This is a genomic window from Bartonella sp. CE47NXGY, from assembly GCF_042195415.1.
Lineage (GTDB): Bacteria > Pseudomonadota > Alphaproteobacteria > Rhizobiales > Rhizobiaceae > Bartonella.
The window spans coordinates 1-16,026 of sequence record NZ_JBHIOI010000030.1; the positions used below are offsets into that span (position 1 = coordinate 1).

At 36.9% G+C, this 16,026-nt stretch carries 29 protein-coding genes; 15 read left to right on the forward strand and 14 right to left on the reverse strand.

The annotated features are described in order from the left end of the window. Positions 1-425: 425 nt before the first annotated feature. The 3 genes from ACFIL3_RS07710 to ACFIL3_RS07720 form a co-directional block, all read right to left on the reverse strand. Positions 426-917 (reverse strand): Rha family transcriptional regulator, encoded by a 492-nt coding sequence (locus ACFIL3_RS07710; protein ID WP_375668728.1) that lies wholly within the window; start codon positions 915-917, stop codon positions 426-428. A gap of 318 nt (positions 918-1,235) precedes the next feature. Further along, on the reverse strand, positions 1,236-1,820 hold the full coding sequence (locus ACFIL3_RS07715) for a hypothetical protein (protein WP_375682019.1): 585 nt from the start codon (positions 1,818-1,820) through the stop codon (positions 1,236-1,238). 3 nt (positions 1,821-1,823) lie between these two features. Continuing rightward, complete coding sequence (locus ACFIL3_RS07720; RefSeq protein WP_375651457.1) at positions 1,824-2,138, reverse strand: hypothetical protein; 315 nt, start codon at positions 2,136-2,138, stop codon at positions 1,824-1,826. A gap of 351 nt (positions 2,139-2,489) precedes the next feature. Between ACFIL3_RS07720 and ACFIL3_RS07725 the strand changes: the two genes are divergently transcribed. Further along, positions 2,490-2,672, forward strand: a complete 183-nt coding sequence (locus tag ACFIL3_RS07725; protein ID WP_038473319.1) for a type II toxin-antitoxin system HicA family toxin — start codon at positions 2,490-2,492, stop codon at positions 2,670-2,672. 20 nt (positions 2,673-2,692) lie between these two features. Beyond that, complete coding sequence (locus tag ACFIL3_RS07730) at positions 2,693-3,115, forward strand: HicB family protein (protein WP_100131245.1); 423 nt, start codon at positions 2,693-2,695, stop codon at positions 3,113-3,115. A gap of 3 nt (positions 3,116-3,118) precedes the next feature. Here the strand turns inward: ACFIL3_RS07730 and ACFIL3_RS07735 are convergent, their stop codons facing one another. Together ACFIL3_RS07735 and ssb are read right to left on the reverse strand one after the other, a co-directional pair. After that, positions 3,119-3,661 carry a hypothetical protein gene (locus ACFIL3_RS07735; RefSeq protein ID WP_375682020.1) on the reverse strand — a complete coding sequence of 181 codons (543 nt, stop codon included), beginning with the start codon at positions 3,659-3,661 and terminating at the stop codon, positions 3,119-3,121. Positions 3,662-3,673: 12 nt separating this feature from the next. Further along, positions 3,674-4,126, reverse strand: coding sequence for a single-stranded DNA-binding protein (gene ssb / locus ACFIL3_RS07740; RefSeq protein ID WP_375682021.1), 453 nt, complete (start codon positions 4,124-4,126; stop codon positions 3,674-3,676). Between the two features lie 238 nt (positions 4,127-4,364). Here ssb and ACFIL3_RS07745 point away from each other — a divergent pair, with 238 nt between their 5' ends. Continuing rightward, on the forward strand, positions 4,365-4,556 hold the full coding sequence (locus ACFIL3_RS07745) for a hypothetical protein (RefSeq protein WP_038473479.1): 192 nt from the start codon (positions 4,365-4,367) through the stop codon (positions 4,554-4,556). A gap of 69 nt (positions 4,557-4,625) precedes the next feature. Further along, positions 4,626-5,054 carry a type II toxin-antitoxin system HicB family antitoxin gene (locus ACFIL3_RS07750; protein ID WP_375633209.1) on the forward strand — a complete coding sequence of 143 codons (429 nt, stop codon included), beginning with the start codon at positions 4,626-4,628 and terminating at the stop codon, positions 5,052-5,054. A 48-nt stretch (positions 5,055-5,102) separates the two neighbouring features. Here the strand turns inward: ACFIL3_RS07750 and ACFIL3_RS07755 are convergent, their stop codons facing one another. The 6 genes from ACFIL3_RS07755 to ACFIL3_RS07780 form a co-directional block, all read right to left on the reverse strand. After that, entirely contained in the window at positions 5,103-5,651 is a 549-nt protein-coding gene (locus ACFIL3_RS07755) for an antA/AntB antirepressor family protein (protein ID WP_375633208.1), read from the reverse strand. Between the two features lie 237 nt (positions 5,652-5,888). Continuing rightward, the gene (locus ACFIL3_RS07760) at positions 5,889-6,236 is read right to left on the reverse strand and encodes a hypothetical protein (protein ID WP_375675067.1); all 348 of its coding nucleotides are present in this window, start codon (positions 6,234-6,236) and stop codon (positions 5,889-5,891) included. A gap of 177 nt (positions 6,237-6,413) precedes the next feature. Continuing rightward, positions 6,414-6,827, reverse strand: coding sequence for a hypothetical protein (locus ACFIL3_RS07765; protein ID WP_375682022.1), 414 nt, complete (start codon positions 6,825-6,827; stop codon positions 6,414-6,416). Continuing rightward, entirely contained in the window at positions 6,811-7,926 is a 1,116-nt protein-coding gene (locus ACFIL3_RS07770; RefSeq protein ID WP_375682023.1) for a hypothetical protein, read from the reverse strand. Before ACFIL3_RS07770 ends, ACFIL3_RS07765 begins: the two co-directional genes overlap by 17 nt. Next, a complete protein-coding gene (locus ACFIL3_RS07775) occupies positions 7,916-8,260 on the reverse strand; it encodes a DUF1376 domain-containing protein (RefSeq protein ID WP_375613934.1) in 345 nt (114 codons plus the stop codon). Before ACFIL3_RS07775 ends, ACFIL3_RS07770 begins: the two co-directional genes overlap by 11 nt. Then, on the reverse strand, positions 8,250-8,408 hold the full coding sequence (locus tag ACFIL3_RS07780) for a hypothetical protein (RefSeq protein ID WP_375613935.1): 159 nt from the start codon (positions 8,406-8,408) through the stop codon (positions 8,250-8,252). Before ACFIL3_RS07780 ends, ACFIL3_RS07775 begins: the two co-directional genes overlap by 11 nt. Before the next feature lie 29 nt (positions 8,409-8,437). On the opposite strand from ACFIL3_RS07780, the gene ACFIL3_RS07785 reads away from it, so the two are divergent. After that, a complete protein-coding gene (locus ACFIL3_RS07785; protein WP_375682024.1) occupies positions 8,438-9,310 on the forward strand; it encodes a hypothetical protein in 873 nt (290 codons plus the stop codon). Between the two features lies 1 nt (position 9,311). On the opposite strand, the gene ACFIL3_RS07790 is transcribed toward ACFIL3_RS07785, so the two are convergent. The 3 genes from ACFIL3_RS07790 to ACFIL3_RS07800 all read right to left on the reverse strand — a co-directional run bounded on the left by ACFIL3_RS07790 (position 9,312) and on the right by ACFIL3_RS07800 (position 10,606). Continuing rightward, entirely contained in the window at positions 9,312-9,746 is a 435-nt protein-coding gene (locus ACFIL3_RS07790) for a hypothetical protein (RefSeq protein ID WP_375609734.1), read from the reverse strand. A 149-nt stretch (positions 9,747-9,895) separates the two neighbouring features. Beyond that, a complete protein-coding gene (locus ACFIL3_RS07795; protein ID WP_375613931.1) occupies positions 9,896-10,261 on the reverse strand; it encodes a hypothetical protein in 366 nt (121 codons plus the stop codon). Positions 10,262-10,360: 99 nt separating this feature from the next. Continuing rightward, positions 10,361-10,606 (reverse strand): helix-turn-helix transcriptional regulator, encoded by a 246-nt coding sequence (locus ACFIL3_RS07800; RefSeq protein ID WP_375613930.1) that lies wholly within the window; start codon positions 10,604-10,606, stop codon positions 10,361-10,363. 100 nt (positions 10,607-10,706) lie between these two features. Between ACFIL3_RS07800 and ACFIL3_RS07805 the strand changes: the two genes are divergently transcribed. The 10 genes from ACFIL3_RS07805 to ACFIL3_RS07850 form a co-directional block, all read left to right on the forward strand. After that, complete coding sequence (locus ACFIL3_RS07805; protein WP_375613929.1) at positions 10,707-11,309, forward strand: S24 family peptidase; 603 nt, start codon at positions 10,707-10,709, stop codon at positions 11,307-11,309. A gap of 170 nt (positions 11,310-11,479) precedes the next feature. Continuing rightward, positions 11,480-11,854 carry a hypothetical protein gene (locus ACFIL3_RS07810; RefSeq protein WP_375621129.1) on the forward strand — a complete coding sequence of 125 codons (375 nt, stop codon included), beginning with the start codon at positions 11,480-11,482 and terminating at the stop codon, positions 11,852-11,854. A 68-nt stretch (positions 11,855-11,922) separates the two neighbouring features. Continuing rightward, positions 11,923-12,315 carry a Rha family transcriptional regulator gene (locus ACFIL3_RS07815; protein WP_183194579.1) on the forward strand — a complete coding sequence of 131 codons (393 nt, stop codon included), beginning with the start codon at positions 11,923-11,925 and terminating at the stop codon, positions 12,313-12,315. Between the two features lie 9 nt (positions 12,316-12,324). Then, positions 12,325-13,083, forward strand: coding sequence for an antA/AntB antirepressor family protein (locus ACFIL3_RS07820; protein WP_375682025.1), 759 nt, complete (start codon positions 12,325-12,327; stop codon positions 13,081-13,083). Between the two features lie 12 nt (positions 13,084-13,095). Beyond that, the gene (locus ACFIL3_RS07825; protein WP_375607465.1) at positions 13,096-13,413 is read left to right on the forward strand and encodes a hypothetical protein; all 318 of its coding nucleotides are present in this window, start codon (positions 13,096-13,098) and stop codon (positions 13,411-13,413) included. A gap of 12 nt (positions 13,414-13,425) precedes the next feature. Next, a complete protein-coding gene (locus ACFIL3_RS07830; protein WP_375613984.1) occupies positions 13,426-13,965 on the forward strand; it encodes a hypothetical protein in 540 nt (179 codons plus the stop codon). Then, on the forward strand, positions 13,965-14,366 hold the full coding sequence (locus ACFIL3_RS07835) for a hypothetical protein (protein WP_375613985.1): 402 nt from the start codon (positions 13,965-13,967) through the stop codon (positions 14,364-14,366). The genes ACFIL3_RS07830 and ACFIL3_RS07835 overlap by 1 nt, the downstream gene beginning before the upstream one ends. Next, positions 14,360-14,743, forward strand: a complete 384-nt coding sequence (locus ACFIL3_RS07840; protein WP_273790346.1) for a hypothetical protein — start codon at positions 14,360-14,362, stop codon at positions 14,741-14,743. The genes ACFIL3_RS07835 and ACFIL3_RS07840 overlap by 7 nt, the downstream gene beginning before the upstream one ends. Before the next feature lie 243 nt (positions 14,744-14,986). After that, the gene (locus ACFIL3_RS07845) at positions 14,987-15,796 is read left to right on the forward strand and encodes an ERF family protein (RefSeq protein ID WP_375627699.1); all 810 of its coding nucleotides are present in this window, start codon (positions 14,987-14,989) and stop codon (positions 15,794-15,796) included. Between the two features lies 1 nt (position 15,797). Beyond that, a partial coding sequence (locus ACFIL3_RS07850; protein WP_375682026.1) for a YqaJ viral recombinase family protein occupies positions 15,798-16,026 on the forward strand: 229 nt, incomplete at its 3' end.

The following is a 16,026-nucleotide window of genomic DNA, read 5'->3' on the forward strand; positions in this document are numbered from 1 at the left end:
TTATGTGAAACACCCATCTTCTTCGCAAACGCACGAACCGATAGACCCTTACGATTCTTCTTATTCATAGTTGCTCCTTGCCTTCTTTTCTGTCCTAAGAAGGAGGTGGTTACGGCGTATTAGGATAAAGAGAGATTTACGGTACCAACTGAAAAACAAGATTTAATACGATAAGGAAATAATTAACACATTAAATTCGTTATTTATCAATGAGTTATGTGTACAATGTACAGTCAAATTGAAAATTCTGTCGCTAGCGATAGTTCGCGCTCGTCCGCCCCGCAACAGACCCAACCCGCTGGGAAGTACCTTTTGAATTGATTTTATTGTATTTTTTCTGGAAAAAGCGAAGCATTATCGATAATCTTCTTTGAATTAATATCCTCCCCACTTTGCAAGCAGGGAAGATGAAATCATATTTTAAACTAAGCGACTTTTACGACAGATCTTGCTAGAACCTGTTTTGCTTCTTTAATGAGAGCTTTATATTTTCTGTTTTCTTCATCTACTCTGAAGGCATCAAGAAGACGCACATGAATTGGACCTAAAAGATATAAAACTTTTTCACCAGCGTTCATACCCTCCCAATAACTTGGCAAATCAAAGCGTGTATCATTATCGTAATCGGTCTGTTCTTGACTCTCGAGTTCTATCCAGCGGTCAATGATCTTAGCACGCAACACTGTACTGTATCCTGAAATTAAGATAAGGCATTCACGCTTAGGTAGGTTGTAGCAGACTAATTTACGTCCTGTAGAATCCTTATAATTTCCTTGAAATTTACTCACCTCAATTTTGAGGTCAGTACATATTTGTCGAATATCTCTTACAATATTGTCATGCCTTTTATCGCATAATTCCGCAATTTCACGGCTAGACATTGTTAAAGTGGTTTGGGTATTTACTAAATTGTTCATAACGAACTCCTATCTACTTAGATGCCTTCTATTCATACCCCAAGGGGTATCGGGTGCTAGAAAACACGGTAGATAGTCCGTCGTTATGCTTTTCCCAAAAGGGTATTGTATAGCATAACTACACCCGACGAGATCATTATATGCGACGAGCATAGAATGAGTCAAAGCCTTAATGTGCAGAGAAGAGATTGTTCCGGCAATCTATCCGCTATCTATCAAGGTGTTTTCTAGGCACCTGATTTAACGATATATGTTTTTCGTGAATCTTGTCAAGTAATAAGATTGCTGTGAGTAGTGTGGTGACATAGCTTAAGAACATTATTTAGCTTTCTTATTGGCGGCGTATTCTTGACGTTTAAGTTGTCTCTGTATGTTTTTGATTAGTCTTTCATTGGCTTCTTTTACAATAGCACTTGCAATCTCTGGCTTGGACATCACCCCAGCAATGGAGGGTCCTTTTTGTTTTGCAATGGGGAATTGATCTCCATCGGCTCTTTGAAACACATTCCCATTCAGCTTTTTTAATTCAACGCGCTTTGGAAAACTCCCACCTTTGATAAAAGCATGGGGTAATATTTCTTTCTTTCCAAACAGTGTGTAAGTTACGCCGCGTTTTGTTTCGTTTGCTTTAAAAAATTTAAGAGGTATCGGTGTTCCAGAACCAATGATATCTGTCTCAAGAAACCTTGCTGTTGCCTTTTCTTTAATATAAACACCTCTTCTTATACGCTTTATTTGGGCTGATGAGATGTCTGCAACTTGCTTTTCAGTAAAGCGTTCAACTTGTTTTGCTGCAGTGTTTAGAGCATTACGCAGAGCCCAATTAAGGCGTGGTGCTTGAAGGTTTGTGAAGGTATCCTTCACCTGTTGAAGATAGCATTTTGGGTGGATGATTAACTTCAACTTCTAAGCCTTTTTTGGGGTAGGTGACTTGGAAGCTTTAGATGCTTTTGGCTGTTCGAGTGGAATTTCCTCTGTCACTGGTTCAGACGATGTTTGTACGGCTTCTTGTTCTATCTGTTTAATTTGTTCAATTGCCTTATCTGTTTTTGCTGTTGTCTTGACGTCAACAAAAAGTTTTGCAGCATTGGCGCGCTTGAGACGTGCGTAGACTTGATTAGAAACTTCAACAAATGGATTATTGGGAGTTGAAGTTTCAAAACGAACAGTGCTTTTATTATCGCCAACAACACACATTGGCTTGGTGATGATTGCTTTCATCTTCGCTCCTTTTGAGGCAATGAATTAATGACATCATTGGTTACTGAATGGCGTTTGATATGTGCAAAATAGATTAGTCTGTTTTATCAATAAAAACAGTACTTTAAGCCCTCTTGAAAGCTTAAGATTTTATCAAATTTTAGGGGATATTTTTGAATTTTAGACGCAATACAACCAGTGCCGTACTGCCACTAAATACGATTTTTCACGTATTGTCAATAGAAAAATCACGATATTGTGTATTTTTAATTTTTTTGATCAAAACTTAGTATTTTAAAAGCCAATCTTTAATTTTATACAAATAACAACATTTATGTTGTATTTAAACATTTTAGATGTTATATTATATTTATGAACAGTCAAGAATTAAAAAGATATCTTACGAAACATGGTTGCAGTTTTACCTCAGGGAAAGGTGGCCATTTGCTTGTAAAACGTGGTTCTAAAAAATCCGTTTTACCTATGCATGGTACGCGGAAAGAATTAGGAACGGGATTAGTTCAAAAGATTCTTAAAGATCTTGACCTAAGGTAAGTCTGAATATGGAGATGTAAATGAAATATGCACTTAAGTTTATCAAAGATGACAATGATACTCTTCTTGTCGTTTCCAAAGACTTTCAAGAATTTATTACCTATGGTAACGACGAAAAAGAGGCTTTGGAACACGCTAAAAATGCCCTTTTAACAGTTATTATGGGGCGTTTCCAAGATCGAGAAGTGGTCCCTTTTGGAGCTCGTGATGCTGCCTATCCTTTTGTTGAAGTATCTTCATTAGTTATTTTAAAAATTGCAATACACAACGCTATGGTTGAAAAGAATTTACGCAAAGCTGATCTCGTGCGTCTTTTAAAACTTCACCCAATACAAATTGACCGATTATTGGATTTAAACCACGCAACAAAATTAGATGCTTTAGAATCCACTCTCATTGCTCTTGGAAAAGAGATCACTATCAATGTTCAAAATGCTGCTTAAAATTTAGCGGTTTTGTATAAAATGTTTATGAAGTGCATTCAGAGCAACATACAGCGAACCGACAAGATGTGGCAGTGATTGATCTTCACTAACAAGATACTGTAGCGCGGCATAAAGGTTGTGCTGTCTATAAAGGCATTGTGCTTCTTTTAGCACCTCTTTCATTGCTTCATAGTAATGAGTAGTTTTTTCAATCCATTGTTTTTTTGCCTCTTCATTTAAAGATGGAGTAAAGTCATCATAAATTGCATTTGGTAAGGCTTTTGCACAGAGATAATTATTTCTCACTTCAAGATATTTTTGTGCAGCATCATACTGATCTTGATTAATTACACCTTGCAGATAAAGCCGTCCGATATAAGTAGCGGAAAGTGGATTTTTAGCCTCTTCTATGGTCAAGCCAAAGCGTTTGGCACGCATTTCAATTGCCAATTTATCCATGGGTTCATGCGGTGTTTTTGCTCGTGAGATACGTCCATTTGGTTCTCTGATACATCCTTTAATCCGAGGACGACCGCGTTTTGCACGTTTTTTTCTTTTTGTCATATTTTTTTTCAATCAGAATGGGACGCTATCGTTAAGAGCCGTTCTATAATCTTGAGCCCCTGAAGCGATAGCATAATTTTGAGAAGTAATAGGTGAAGGGGCATGGGATGCCGATTGCTCTTTCTTTACATCAAGCAAATACAACTCGCCTTTGAATTGCGGTAAAACAATCTCTGTTGTATAATGTTCACCACCATTTTTATCTTGCCATTTGCGTGTTTGTAATTTGCCTTCTACGTAAACTTTTGAACCTTTGTTGAGATACTGAAGTGCTATTTTTGCTAAATGTGGATTAAAAATCACCACGGAATGCCATTCTGTCTTCTCTATTTTTTGATTGGTCTTTTTATCTGTATAGGTTTCAGAAGTTGCCATACGAAAATTGACTATTTCTGTTCCAGAAGTCATTGTTTTGCTTTCGGGGTTAGCACCTAGACGCCCGATTAACATTACTTTATTTAGCATGTTTTTTCTTACCTTAAATTTGTATTTTAATACATAGAAAATCTTAGCATGATTTTCATATTTTTTCAATTATTTCAGTTAATTAATCACACTTTTTTAAAGCATTACTTTATAATCTTATTTGATAAACTCACTCAATAGCTGTGTTATAAAAAGGCAAGGCTTTTTTGCTTGATTTATTATTGACAATCGAACCTTTTTGTGCGATATTGGTTTTATCAAATTAAGGGGAGGCTAAATGAAACGAGAAGCGCTGCTTAGAGAGTTACGCAAAGAAGCCAGAAAAAGAGGTCTTCATTACAGTGAAGCTCCAGATGCAGGCAAAGGGTCACATTATTTGGTAACTTTTGGAGACAAAACAACTGTTATAAAATCGGGTGAATTAACGCCACTTTACGTGAAGATAATAAAAAAACAATTGGGAATATGAAACTCGTATTTCATACGTTTTTAATTTTTCGTTTCAAAAACATTTTGATCATAGTGAGGAGACCTAAACATGGAATATACGTATCAAGCAAAATTTGAAACTGATCCGGATGGTGGTTTTATTGTGACTTTTCCAGATGTACCTGAAGCAATAACAGCTGGAGAAAATAGAGTAGAGGCATTAGAGAATGCTGTTGAAGCTTTAGGGTTGGCATTACGGAGCTATTCTATGCGCGGTCTGCCTTTGCCTACACCACGGCAGTACAAAGACCTTGTAGAAGTTACGGTAGATGCGTGGAATGCTCTTAAGCTCGCAGTGGTAGAAGCCTTTAATGAAGCGAATATTACAAAAACAGAATTGGCACATCGTTTGGGTAAAAAAGAAACAGAAGCAAGACGCATTCTTGACCCCAATTATCCAACTAAGCTTCAAACTTTAGAGCAAGCACTGAGTGTTCTCGGCAAGCAAGTCGTTATTACAATAAAAAACGCGGCTTAACTATCTCCTCGCCTTTGAAGACGAGAAGATAAAATCATGTTTTTAAATCTAAGCAGCTTTTACAACAGATTTTTCTAAAACCTGTTTTGCTTCTTCAATGAGTGTTTTATACTGTTTGCTTTCTTCTACCAATGTAAAGGCTTTAACAAGATGCATGTGGAGAGGGCCATAAATGTAAACAGCCTTTTTAGTTGGAGACATTTTATCCCAATCTTTTGGAAAATCAAAGCGTGTATCACGGTCATTATCAACAGATTGGCTTTTTAACTTTTTTTCACACTCGATAAAGTAACGACGAGCTTGTCTGCCTTTCTCGTTGCGTTCAACCATGGAAAGCTCTTTTGCCATATCTAAAGTGAGATGGTATTCTATTACTGTAACAGCTCTAGATTTTGCGCTTCCCAATTTTGGGAACCGCAAATCTTGTGTTTTTATGAAGTCTTTACCTTCTTCAAATGTATATTGATTAATACGATCCGTAATCCAAGTAGCGAAACGTTTTCCTATTTCCATGAATGCGTGTAACTCACGAGCATTGACCGTTTGCACAATTTCTTGTTCAATAATTTTTTCTGATATTTTAATAAGAGTGTTCATAATATTGGTTCCTTTGTTTTAAAAGTTTAAGTATCCAGGGCTAAAACAACCGAACCAATTCAGTCCTTCACATCTTTAGGTTACCCTTGGACATACATGTGAAGACCCTGGACAAAATTTCTTATGATGGGCAACAGATCTTTCGGGATACTATTGAACCGATTGGTTACAGGTGTTTTAAGCCTGCTTCGTAACCTAATGGCTTTTAAAAATTTGTCAAGTTGTTCCTGATATGAGTTAGCATCTAATCATTGTTTTTTCAGAAGCTTCTGAAAATTTTTTGATCTCTCTGTTGATCTCGTCTATAAGAGGCTCGTAATTGAGAACGCTTTTCGGAATATTCCCACCGTAAACCCAAGCTTTCACTTGCGCTTTGGTACTAAAATCCGCATTTTCTGGTGTGGTATAATACTGGCCGCCATCAAACTTTTCACACTCTCTTGTGCCATCTTCATATTCGTAGAGGTTGTAAAAATACTCCTCTGCTCCGTCCCCCCAAGGAACATAACCAACAGCTGTTGCAACAAACTCTTTTTGCATGGGTTGTTTACGCTTTTTTAAGAACAGGTCTTTTAATATTCTCATGTTTTTAGTCCATAATTTTACCAATTGGTCTATTTACCTAAAATTTGACCGTACAGAGCGTTTTATATTACAGATATGTTTTTTATCGTAAAATCTTTAAATCGCTTTGTACGGTACCTTTTTGTCGATTTAAATGTATATCTAATCGTAAAATGATCAGCACTTTTCACTAGTTTGCTAACTTGCAATGTTTTTCACTGCTCCCCCAAGACCATTTAAAGTTTCTTCAAGCTCTTGCTTGTGAACAAGCGTTAGTGGTCTAAAATGCTCTTTCGCTGTTTTTTCTTTGAGTGCTTTCTCACGTGTGTTTTCAATTGCTCTACGTACAGTTTCGGCTTTTGAAAGAAGGGTATTTTCTAGTGTCTGGCAATAAGTTAAAAGCTCTCCACAAGTTGGCATAAATGTTTTTGATATCCCAATTGCTTGACCAGTTACGATATTTTCGACGCCTTTTTTCAGAGCATATGCTGAAATCCGTTCCAGCATCATGCTATAGGATAGAACAACGGCTTTGGAATCTGTGTTCGCAGGGACTCTCATGCTTGAGAGTAGGAAAGAAGCTTGCTCAATTTGCTTAACTGAAGCTTTCACAGAGAGCAACGCTTGTAGAAGATTGCAAGCATCTAAGGTTTGCTCTTCCTCCTGTTTCGTCAATGTATTCCCAGCTTTCAGCGTCAATGGATACCCCGGACTGATCATTTCCATAATCTTCTCCAGATGAGAGTTGATCTCTGAGTTGGTTGAAGCCTTCTGCAAGCTGTTCTGTGAAAGTTTTCTGAGTGAATTTTCCATGATAACCACCTAACCGTTTTTCCTGTTCTAATCTTGCTTTTTTCTTTGCTAGCGTTCCGATAGGGCTTGTAACCCAATTGTACCAAGTCCTTTGCCAATCTCGTTTGTTTGCATTTTTACCTGGGTTTGCTATCCAGTAATTTGTGAACCGTTCGGTTTCTAACAGCGCCTCATCATGCGTTAATCCTTGATCGATTGCGTATTGCAAATTAGGTTTGAAATCCTCTGGCAATCGACAACCGCGATTAGCTTGCGCTCGTTTTGCTTTTTTGGGAACGTTCTCTTGCTCGTGAATGGGAGGTTGGTTGTCTGATGAGGTTGTGATTTGCTCTGATGTGGTTTCAACAGCAGCAACCTCTGTTGGCTCGTCAACCAAATCGTTTGTTTCTAAACTTTCAGAACCAATTTCTTTTTTTGCTAATACGATAGTATTAGTTTTTTTATTATATATGTTATTGTTTATGTTAATGTGTTTCATCATGATGTCATCATGACCTCGTGATGACATCATCATGACATCATCATGGTCTTTTGATGAGTCATCTTTATGTTTTTTTCTCTTAGTATTCGCAGCTTTTATAGCTTTTTCTGAAAGTTTATTTAAATTCTCATTGCAATTTTTTAATTCTTCTTCAACATCGAGATTCCATAAACGACCATCTGCTAAACGAATAATATATCCTTCTTCTAGCAAAACATTCAAAGCTGTCTCAAATTTCTTTACTGAATAACCAGTGTAATGAGACAAAACTTTAATGTTACAAAAAAGAGGTTCACCAGTACGAAGCATGCGAAACCGCAATCTCATATAGATATTACCTTCTACAGGAGGTAAATAATCGACAACTACTGCCCACCTATCTGCAAAAAGCCTCGTCCACGGTAATTTACTGGACATTCTCTTTGTCCTCCCTGTGCTTATGCCATGCGATTTCTGATTGTTGATTGTTGTTCTTCAGCTCTTCTTCAACATCTGGACTCCAGATGTGGTTGTCGTCAAAAAGAAAGATGTGTCCAGTTTCAGCTAAGAGATCTAGCGCATCATCAAGCTCGTCAATTGAACAGCGAGCTAATGAGGACAAGGCTCGTAAATTGTTTGTAAGAGGCTTCCCAGTGTGTAACATTTTTAATCGCAACCTCATGTAAATATTGCCTTCAGTAGGAGGTAAATCAGCGAGATCAAGAAGCCATTTTTCTACATTAATTTTTATCCATTGGTTTTTATTTGACATTAGTGGTTTCCCCTTCTTTCATTAAATATAAAATTGCTAAAGCATCTGCTTCGTTGTCGTCTTTAGGCGTATGCCCTTTTGCACATATTGCCCAGCCTGTCTTGGTCCCTAGATCAAGACATAAAATGGTTTGTGCGTTAGTGATCATAATCCCCCCTTAAGGCTCTACGTATTTATATGTTTGCTATGACAGAGCGTGTTGTGATTGCCTGTCTTGAAAAAATGTTTATGAAAAAGTATCCTCCCAACGATTCTAAAAAAGTGGGGAGGGGAAAGATGCAAGAATGGATAAAGATACTTCTTACAGGTTTTGTGTCATTTGCTGTGTCGCTTTCTGTAGCGCTTATTTTAAGAAATAAAGACCGTAAAGAAGCCGCTAAAATCCGCAAAGATGATTTAGAAACAGCTGCAAAAAAACGAGAAGAAGATAGAGAATGGATAAGCAAGCAATTTGCAGAAAGCCAAGAACAGACGATAGTCCTTAAAGAGCAAGCAATATCGACAAAAGATCTTGCCAAATGGTCAGAAGAACATATTAAAATTTTGTTAGATAACAAAAGAGTACAGGATTTAGGACCGCCACTTTCCATATATGCAACTGGACCGCATCTTCCAACAAAGGACAAGTGGACGCTTCTTTTCTTAAAGGTAGAAAATAATGCACAAACTGTCGTCCATATTTTAAATATAAAGCTAAAAGATAGTTCTCGCTTTATTCTTGGATATGGCATCATATACAAACCTAGGCAAAAAACTTGGCAAATACAATCACCATATGTTAATCCTGAGGCGGTTGCAGAATCGCGAGTATTCCCTGGCTTCTGTGATAAAGCAAAGGATTTTCGAACGGGACAAGAAATCGATGTTAATATTTCTATAGCTCCCTCAGAAGGCAAACCTTCAAAAATCCTTATTTTTGTAGCAGCACGTGAAGAAGATATAAAAGACCAAGTTACTTTAATCATTACCCATACATCCCCACTGCAACCAGAAACAAAAATGACTGTAACAACACAAACCAGCCTCATAGACTTTAAAAAAGTGGATTAACTCAATTCAGACGCACACTACACGCATCATTTATTAATTTGATTTCTTCTTCTCTTTTTTTGATGAGGTCATCCCTTAAGAAGCCAAGATTACTTTCGACTAAAGCTGTAAACAAAAGTAGCTCATTTAGGCGATGAAAAGATGACAAATCTTGAGAAAAATAATTATCAAACCAAGTTGTAAAAGCTTGCGTAAAGGCAGATGAAAACCACTGATTAAAATCATCGTATGGCAATAACGGAAAATAATTTCTATCATCACGCGCAAAAATATTTTGCAGTATATAGATAAGATAACCTGTTGATGAGGGATCTATGCAACTTTCACATGTCTGATTAGGCGAGCGAACACCATAATATATGTCTTCACGTCCAATCTTATTAACAAGATTAATCAACTTGACCTTGCTTATAGTGATATGTGGGACATCTATCATCTCTGATCTTTCTTTTTAAGAGTCTAAATGCTGCTGTTGTGACAGGGCGCGTTGTGATTGCCTGTCTTGCAAAAATGTTTTTGAAAAAGGAACCTCGCAATGATTCATTGTTAATTAACAATCCTCATTTTTGGCTCAAATGACGCAAGTTAAAAAACTTCTCCTGCAAAAATAAAATCGATCAATCTCGGTTCTTCTTTTTTGTTGATTAACTCAGTGATTTTATTGTTTAATTCATCAATAACTTTCATCTGTGAAGCTAACTTTAGCCTTTGGCTGTATAGCGTTTCATTTTTTTGCTTAATTAAAGAGGATAGGTTTTCAAGTACTACTTGCTGTTGTTCAATTGACTTATCTCGCTCTGCAAGAGTTGCTTCATGCCATCTCATCCAACTATCAAATTGTGACTTATGCCATTCTTCTTGTTTTGCAAGAATTTTTGTATGAGTTCTATGTCGTTTTATAAGATCTTCTATGCTACAATCACGATCCGGTATTTGTATAAATTCTTTCACAAACTTACCTCCATTCTCAATTTTCGTATTACAACCTATTAATCTACAAATCCGTGTGTAGAGTTTCTTCAATATTCCGTTTCTCATGATCTTTCTTCTTTAAGAGTGTGAATGGTGCTGTTGATGTTCATTCTTTTCTGTAGAAGCAGCAATAAAAGCAGAACTAGAGCTAGAACTATCATTCAACTTTTGCAGCTTTAAATAACTATTTAAAGATAGTCCTTTGCCTTGTTCCCAACGACAAACAGAAGCTTGCTTAACACCTAAAATATCTGCTAATTCCTTTTGTGTTAGCGATAAACACTTTCGGATAGATTTAATCTTTAATTTTTCCTCTGTGTCCATTTGAGTTAAGCTCCTTAATTTTAACCATATACGCAATTGTATAGAGTTAATTAAAAAAAACAATAGATTTTTTTAATTTTAAAATCATAAGTAACTAATTATGACGAAAAATATCATTGCGACATTGCAAGTATTGCAATCTGAGTTTGGTCTTAATCAAAAAGATCTTGCCGATAGATTAAATGTAACCCAAGCGACCGTGTCAAGATGGTTAGGAAGTGAATCAGATCCCAGAGGTTCACACAGAGACGCAATTTTAGAACTTTATAAAAGCTTAAAAGGTTATAATCAAATTACTACAGTTGTTCCTGTTATGGGGTATGTAGGAGCAGGATTAGAGATTGATACCGATGTTGAGCAAATCCCAGAAGATGGGCTTGAAACAATCGAAATACCATTTGATTTGCCTTTTGAAACAATAGGATTCATGGTTCGTGGAGATTCCATGTATCCCGTGTATAAAGATGGTGATTTAATCGTAGTTAAACATCTGCAAACAAAGCCAATGAGCGATTATTACGGTGATGAAGTTGTCGTTCTAACAGAAGATAATAGGCGTTTTATCAAACAAATTACTCGCTCTTCAGAGGGCATTGTACTCAAATCATGGAATGCGCTACCAATTAAAAATGCAAAGATAAAATGGGTTGGAGAAATAGTTGCAATATTACCGCGCAAATCCTATCGTCTACTTATGAAATAATCCCAATAAAGTTTTTGATTCTATTGCTTGTGAAGATGGCATTTAAGTGAAAATGCAAAAAAAATGAAATATATGCGATTTTTTGCTTGCTTGTATTTATACATTTACGTATAAGTAATTATACAAACCACGCACAAACAATCGCCAAGAGGCGTTAGGGAGGAAAAATTATGGATAAGCCAATTCTTATAAATTCTGATGAAATCTTATTAGTTGTCTATGATGATGATCAAAACATTGGTCGGTCGGGACCACTGGATGAAAGCCAAGTTCTAAAAATTATTGACGAGGCAGATGATGCAATCCAAATCTTTCGCATCAATCCTTCTGAGAATAATTGTGAAGATATCTCTGAAGAAATTGCAGAAGCATATGTAAAAGAAAATATCGAACATCTCCACGAGGAGAGTAAAGTTCATGACTTTGTACTCGAAAGTGATGCTTACCAAGAACTTTTAGACGAGATCGCAGACGAAAAATATAATGATGAGATTTACGGTACTTATGAACAACAACACCGTTTGCGTCCTTGTGATGTGCTTTAAAAATTCTAAAGGGCGCTTTTAAAAGCGCCCCCTTTCATTCATCAATCCCACCCAATATGAGGTCCGTAATGGAAAAGCTAATTGCTATCCAGCAAAATACAAACAAACACGAAACAATTCCAACCATGTCTAGCATTGAAATTGCAGAGTTATGCGGTAAAAGACATGGCCATGTAATGCAAGATATTCGTAAACTATTTAGCGAACTTAAAATCGACCTGAGTAATTTTGCTGGATTATACAAAGATTCAACAGGTCGTACTCTTCCTTGTTATCATCTTCCTAAACGTGAATCTCTTATTGTCATTTTAGGTTATAACACTGTGTTACGCGCAAAAATCATAGATTATTGGAAAAAATTAGAAGAGCAAGCAGCTAATCCCCAAATCGATTTTTCGAGACCTGAAATACGAGCAGCTATCATGATGCATCTTAAAAATAAAATTAAACAGACTGCATAGGAGTTCATCATGAACACTCTCATAGAGATTAAAGAACAAATCATTGATCAGGAAATAGTTCAGACAGTAAATGCACGTGATCTGCATGCATTCTTAGAGGCAAAACGTGACTTTTCAAATTGGATTAAGGACCGTATTACCAGATACAATTTTATAGAAGGAGAAGACTTTGTAAAAACACAAGATTTGCGGTCGCCAAATTTGGCGAGCGCAAAATCTAGGGCTGTTATCGCGATTAACTACTATCTCACACTCGATAGAGCCAAAGAACTTTCTATGCTTGAGAACAATCAGAAAGGGAGAGAAGCCCGTTTATACTTTATCGAATGTGAAAAGCGTGTAAAGCAAGTAGTAACACCACAAATCGACTATTCAAGTCCAAAGGCTATGATTGGCTTTTTGAATTACCTACAAGGTCAAATAGATCAAAAAGACACCATCATTGAAGATTTAACACCAAAGGCAATGGCTCTTGAAAGCTTACAGCGTCATAATGGACTCTTCAGTCTTACAGAAGCCGCTAAAATACTCGAGATGCAACCAAAACAGTTCATTCTCTTCTTACAGAAAAAAGGTTGGGTTTACAGACGAGCAGCAGGTGGAAATTTGCTTCCTTATCAAGACAAAATCCAAAAGAAACTTATGGATTGTCCAACTATCACACTTCAAACCGCAAGTGGAATAGAAAAAGTCATTCCTTGCGCAAAAATCACAGCAAAAGGAATTGGTGTGCTGTCTCAAGAGCTTAAAAGACAAAGCATGCATTAAGAGGAGGTTATCATGATAAAAAAGAAATATAAACTCACTGATGAAACAATCAAAATTGATGGAATAACGCTTTATCGCATACGCGCCTTAAAAGATTTTGATGATGTCAAAGAAGGCGACCTTGGAGGCTTTGTCGAGAGTGAATGGAATCTTAGCCATGATGATAATTGCTGGGTTGGAGGCAATGCTTGTATTTATCAAAATGCATATATCTCTGAAAATGCGAAGGTTTATGATGATGCCGAAGTTTATAATAACGCAAAAGTTCGTGGTAATGCCATAGTAGCCGGCGATACAGCATTTTATGGAAGTGACGCTATTTTAAGGTAGGGGGGATAAATCATGGAAAAAAAATACGAATTGACTGATGAAATGGATGAAGTTGGCGGACGCACGCTTTACCGCATACGTGCATTAAAAGATTTTGGAAATGTCAAAAAAGGTGACCTTGGCGGTTTTATTGAAAAGGAAGGCAATCTTAGTCATGGGGGCGATTGTTGGGTTGGAGATTATGCTAGGGTTTATGATAATGCTCGTGTTTATCAAAATGCACATATTTCCGGTTATGCCTATGTTTATGGTGATGCGCGGGTTTATGGAGATGCACTCGTTTCTGATGAAGCAAAAGTTTACAATTATGCAGAAATTTACGGTGATGCATACGTTTACGGTGACGCTAAAGTTTTTGATCATGCACATGTTTATGGCAATTCTCATGTTTATTATGAAGCATATGTTTACGATAAGGCAAGCGTTTATGGAAATGCAAAAGTTGGCGGTAATACACACATTTACGGAAATGTAAAAATTTACGGTGATGCGGATTTACGTTGTGAAGATTGGATTGGCAGCAATAGCAGAATATCTACTGGAGCAAACTAATGGAAAAGAAGTACGAACTTACTGATGAGAAAGCTGAGTTTAAAGGGGTAACTCTTCACCGTATCCGCGCTTTAAGAGACTTTGGAGTTATTAAAAAAGGTAATTTAGGCGGCTTTATAGAACATGAAAACAACCTATCGCATCATGGTAATTGCTGGGTAGGTGGTAATGCATTCGTCTTATCTTGTGCTTGCGTTTACGATAATGCTCAAGTTTATGATGATGCTGAAGTTTATGGTAGTGCACGAATTAAACATAATGCACATGTTTACGGTTTTGCCGAAGTTTATGGAATGGCAACAGTTTCCGGTAATGCACGTATTTATGGCGACGCAAAAATTTATCGTGATGCGGATATTGATGGCGATAACGTCATGTCCACTGGAGAAAAAGCATGGTGAAAAAATACGAATTGACTAATGAAACCACCGATATTGTAAGTTGCCATACATTGTACCGCATTCGTGCTTTAAGAGATTTTGATGATGTTAAGGCTGGGGACCTTGGGGGCTTTATAGAAAATGAAAGCAATCTCTCTCATGATGGCAATTGCTGGGTCTATGATAATGCTTGTGTTACTTGGGGTTCAAAAATTTATGACAATGCAAAAATTTATAATAACGCCCGAGTATATGGTGGTGGTCGCATTTTTGAAAACGCACAGATTTACGGAAATGCAATTGTTTATCCCAATGCAAGAGTTTATGGCGACGCAAAAATTTACGGAGATTCAGAGATCTGCGGAGAAAGCCGTATCACAACAAACGAGAAAAAATAAATCATGTATAAATATGGAATTAAACCTACCTTGTGTGCACAGTTAGTTGTGAGAAATACTCACAATCTAGGTGAACTTTGTATCACTATCTCTGGGTATAAAGACGAGCCTTATGTAGATACCATAATTTCTGAAGACATAATGCAACCTATAAAATCCAAACTCTAACAACCAAACAACATTTTTAAACACCAGCGTGATTCACGCCACGGGTGAATTGCGCTCAAATAGGAGGAAATCAAGATGAGTGAACTAAGTACCACACGAACGGAATTAGTGGAAACAACGAACGATTGTGAAGTCAAATCTACAGCTATGGAGCTGATTTTAGAAAGAGCTCTAAAAGATGATGTCGATATGGAACGTCTCAAGAGCCTTCTTGAATTGCGAGAAAAGGAGATAGAACGACAAGAGCGTCAAAACTTTGTCCGTGATCTTTCTACTATACAAGTGGAATATAAAAATATCGAACAAAATGCCATTAATACACATACTAAAAGCACCTATACAACGCTTGATAAATATATTGATGCTATTAAAGAACCTCTTGCAAAACATCACTTTGCCTTGTTCTCTCGTATCAAAGACCAGAATTCAAATAGTATAACCGTAGAAATGACTTTAAAGCATATATCGGGCAATGAAATATCAACACAAGGAACATTTCCCCTTGATGCTACGGGGAGTAAAAACAACGTACAAGCGGTTGGTTCTACTATAAGCTACGCACGTCGATATCTCTTAGGCATGCTTCTTAATGTTGCAAGAAAAGAAGACGATACAGATGGAATAACACTTCTTGCGGGTATCTCTTCTGAACAGATGAATGAAATCAAAGAATTAATTAAAAAAACACAATCTGAAGAAAGTAGGCTTCTCTCTTTCATAGGAGTAAAAAATCTAAAAGATATGTCTTTTAAACAAGCACAAACCGCTTTGTTTTCTTTGAAAAAAAAGCAACGAAAGCAAATGAATAAAGCACAACAAGAGCAATTAGATGCACCTATACAAGATATCGAATATGCGCCAACTCAACAAGAAACGGCGGTGTGAAATGGAACAAAGGACAGCAGAGTGGTTTCAAGCGCGCTTGGGTAAAGTCACTGCTTCAAACGTTTACAATGTAATCAGTAAGACAGCAAAAGGTTTGCCTACAAGCAAATATGAAGACTACAAAACGAAACTCATGACAGAACGCTTAATAGAGGAAATAAGCCAATCTTATACAACACCTGCTATGCAATGGGGCATTGAACATGAAGAGAATGCCTTAAGAGAATATG